Consider the following 3190-nt stretch of genomic DNA (forward strand, 5'->3'; position numbering starts at 1 on the left):
TTTGTTCTTCGCCCGTATAGAAACTGCTCTCCGAAGGTCAGCCATTTTTGCCATAGCGAGTACAAATCCAAGCAGCATAGTCTTGACCACCCGGAGTATCCATCATCCAAATCATCGTCTCGCCAAAGAGACTTCATCGTGATCTCATGTTCGTTCGTAAATCGGCCACCGCGGGGGCTATTGGTGACCCCACATCCATTCCGACGTATACAAGTGCCAAGATACACGATGTTTTGTCACTATATTTTATAGGTTCCAACGAAAATAAAGAGGTGACATTTTATGCAGCCGGAGGAGCTGCCGCCAGTGCTGACGATGAATGATGTCGCACGCTATCTCCGCATCGGACGCACAGCGGCCTACGAGTTGGCACATCGGCCTGACTTTCCAGCGCTACGCATTGGGCGCTTGGTACGAGTGAATCGCGAGACGTTTCTGCACTGGTGCGGACATCCAGACTATCAGGAAGATGCGGCGTCCGGAGAGGAAGAGGCTCGTTTTGAACGACAGGATCTACTAAAGGATACAGTGATACTCAGCCCGGAGGCGACGCGGATTATCTGAACAGCGCACTGGAGCGAAAGGAGCAGACGGAAAAACGCGTGAGTAATTCGGCGGCCGTCTAGCGATGAAAAACGGAAAGTCAGAGAAGCTGTAACAACCAGGCCGGTAGTTCGATACATTGACAGTCGTCTTGAGAAATACCGCGAATCACTGAACGGACGCGAAAATTAGATGACGTGATTTTTCTCTCCCAAACACACGAAATCTGATAGACTTATGTCCAGGCACCTTATCCTTGGGGGTCACTCCCTGCCCGGCATACCGGGAAGGGGGTGGGGCCATGAGCGTAGCTACTGCGCTGTCGTTGATGATCCAGTTTGGGTCATTCATCGTCGCGTTGCTGTCACTCGTCGTGGCTGTGGTTCTTGCCATAAAACGCAAGTGACCGCCCCCATCGGTTGAGCGCCTTTGGGGCGGTCACTTGCCTAACGTTCAAGTCTGTTGGGCAGGGACAACGCTCAAGGCGTTGGTGCCCGGGAGTCGGAGGTTGCCCCCTCCGGCTCTCTTTTCATGTTTAGTTTAACACAGCGCGAATATACGTCAATGCAGATATTCGCCACAGATTAACGAAGATGGCTTGGCTATTGAATGCGTGCTCGGAGCGCAAACTTAGCTCGGTGGCGTTTCTTACTGGTCATTCCGCAACTCCATATCGGCTCCAACAATACTTGGTCAGACCTGAGGCCGCTCAGTGTCAGCGCAACTCGATTCCTTTCGATTCCCCCCACAAGAGTACCAGGATGACCATCACGGCCGAGGCGATGGCCACCGCGTAAGTCATTGCGTGTCCCAGACCACCGACATCAGGAGCAATGGATGAAACCATAAGCGGGACGAGGGCACCGCCGACCGCAGCACCGAAGTGATAGGTTGTACCTTGGCCGGTCGAGCGGATCGTCGTCCGGAAGTGTTCGGCCAGGTAGGTCGGAATGGCCGCCCACACACCTCCGATAGAGAACAATCCAATCAGGAAAGTAAACACGTTTCGTTCCCAATCGGTTGCAATCGACTGGAAGACAAAGGAGCAGGCGATGGTGCCGAGCGAGGACAGGATAATCGTCCAGCGTCGGCCAATCAGATCCGACACCCATCCACCCACAAGGTTGCCCACAATGCCGGCGACATTCAGGATAATGATGGTGTCTGCCACCACATCAGGGCTGAAATGGCCCCCTGTCTTGAGCAGGGTTGCGTAGAATACGTTGATGGGGAACGTGATGGCGAATGCCACCAAGGCGATGAGGGCGGCGTGTACGGTGCTCCAAGTCTGCCCTCCGGAAAACAGATGGGAGATCGGCACCGTGGTTACGCCACTGTTGTCCCTACGCTCTGCCTGCCAACGTGAAGATTCAGGCAGTTGTGCCCATATATAGATGGCTACCAGGAGAGCCGGGATGCAGGCAATCCAAAATATCGCGTGCCACCCGAGATCGCCATACCAAAGCCGATAGATGATGGCGGCAAAAATGTAACCGAATGAGAACCCCGATTGCATGATCCCCGAGGCGAACCCGCGCCATTTGGCTGGCATCATTTCCATCAACATCGGCGTACCGTTGGCGTACATAGCGCCCATGCCGATGCCATACAGGATGCGGACGATGTACAGGATGGTAAAGCCCAACGAAAATCCGGTCAAGAATTCGAATACACTGAACCACACGATGGAAAGGACCAAGCTGACCTTTCGTCCCCAGGCGTCTCCCATCAGCCCTCCCAGCAGTCCGCCGCCAAGACGGGCGAAGGTCGTGGCGGAGGAAACACCAGCGGCCAGGGTCAACGCTACACCGTAGTCTTTCATAATGTCGGTGAGGACAAAGGTCAAAATCGAAAAGTCCATTGCGTCGAACGCCCAGGCTAGACCGATGGACACAAGCGCTTTCATGCTGGCGCCGCGTGTTCGTGGTGATGACGAGGGGACGGGGGTCTGCAAGACGTGGCTTGAGCTGGACATGTTATCGACCTCCCTGTGGAAAACCGTTCTTGCCATAAAACGCAAGTGACCGCCCCCATCGGTTGAGCGCCTTTGGGGCGGTTACTTGTCCGACAGATTGCTGTTGGGCAGGGACAACGCCCAAGGCGTCGGTGCCCGGGAGTCGGAGGTTGCCCCCTCTGGCTCTCTTTTCATGTTTAGTTTAACACAGTCAATGCAGACCTGGCTTTAGAAAGTTGCATCGAATTTGCGCTATGTGCCCCTCGTCAGCCTGTTATCGTATTTGTTGAAAGCGGCTGTTTGCAATATGCTTGGACGAACACACATGGCCGTTGGGGTCGTTACTTCCGTTGCAGGTGCGCCACTTATCAATATGCGCCGTAAGACCCCGAGCTTTAGCTCTGGGGATATAAGGCGCTCGCCGTTAGGCGAAAGTTGTTTCGTTTTTACACTGTATATTGTACAGCGTAAGTATGTTAAAAAAGAGAGCCTACCGATACCGTTTCTATCCGACCGAAGAGCAGAAAGAAATCCTCGCCAAGACGTTTGGTTGTGTTCGCTTTGTCTACAATTGGGGCTTACGCCTCAAGACAGATGTGTACTACAACGAAGGCAAACGTCTGTACTACAAGGATCTGTCGGCTCAATTGACCGTCTTGAAACGGCAACCTGACATGGTATGGCTCAATGAAG

4 protein-coding genes are annotated in these 3190 nt (G+C 53.7%); 3 read left to right on the forward strand and 1 reads right to left on the reverse strand.

Annotation, left to right across the window (positions count from 1 at the left end):
* The first annotated feature begins 282 nt into the window (after positions 1–282).
* Both H522_RS21320 and H522_RS21325 read left to right on the forward strand, forming a co-directional pair.
* Complete coding sequence (locus H522_RS21320; protein ID WP_081412231.1) at positions 283–564, forward strand: helix-turn-helix domain-containing protein; 282 nt, start codon at positions 283–285, stop codon at positions 562–564.
* 280 nt (positions 565–844) lie between these two features.
* Entirely contained in the window at positions 845–949 is a 105-nt protein-coding gene (locus H522_RS21325; RefSeq protein ID WP_155836526.1) for a putative holin-like toxin, read from the forward strand.
* Between the two features lie 309 nt (positions 950–1258).
* Here H522_RS21325 and H522_RS20085 read toward each other — a convergent pair whose 3' ends face one another.
* A complete protein-coding gene (locus H522_RS20085; protein ID WP_081412233.1) occupies positions 1259–2518 on the reverse strand; it encodes an MFS transporter in 1260 nt (419 codons plus the stop codon).
* Between the two features lie 452 nt (positions 2519–2970).
* On the opposite strand from H522_RS20085, the gene H522_RS0116320 reads away from it, so the two are divergent.
* Positions 2971–3190 (forward strand): helix-turn-helix domain-containing protein (locus H522_RS0116320; RefSeq protein ID WP_026963125.1); only part of this gene is annotated, 220 nt, incomplete at its 3' end.

The sequence above is a fragment of the Alicyclobacillus herbarius DSM 13609 genome, assembly GCF_000430585.1.
In the GTDB taxonomy this organism is placed as follows: Bacteria; Bacillota; Bacilli; order Alicyclobacillales; family Alicyclobacillaceae; genus Alicyclobacillus_G; species Alicyclobacillus_G herbarius.

What these genes read in the sequence shown, in the direction of transcription:
- H522_RS21320 (WP_081412231.1), top strand. Translation starts at nt 283, where the DNA reads ATGCAGCCGGAGGAGCTGCCGCCAGTGCTGACGATGAATGATGTCGCA.
- H522_RS21325 (WP_155836526.1), top strand. Translation starts at nt 845, where the DNA reads ATGAGCGTAGCTACTGCGCTGTCGTTGATGATCCAGTTTGGGTCATTC.
- H522_RS20085 (WP_081412233.1), bottom strand. Translation starts at nt 2,518, where the DNA reads ATGTCCAGCTCAAGCCACGTCTTGCAGACCCCCGTCCCCTCGTCATCA.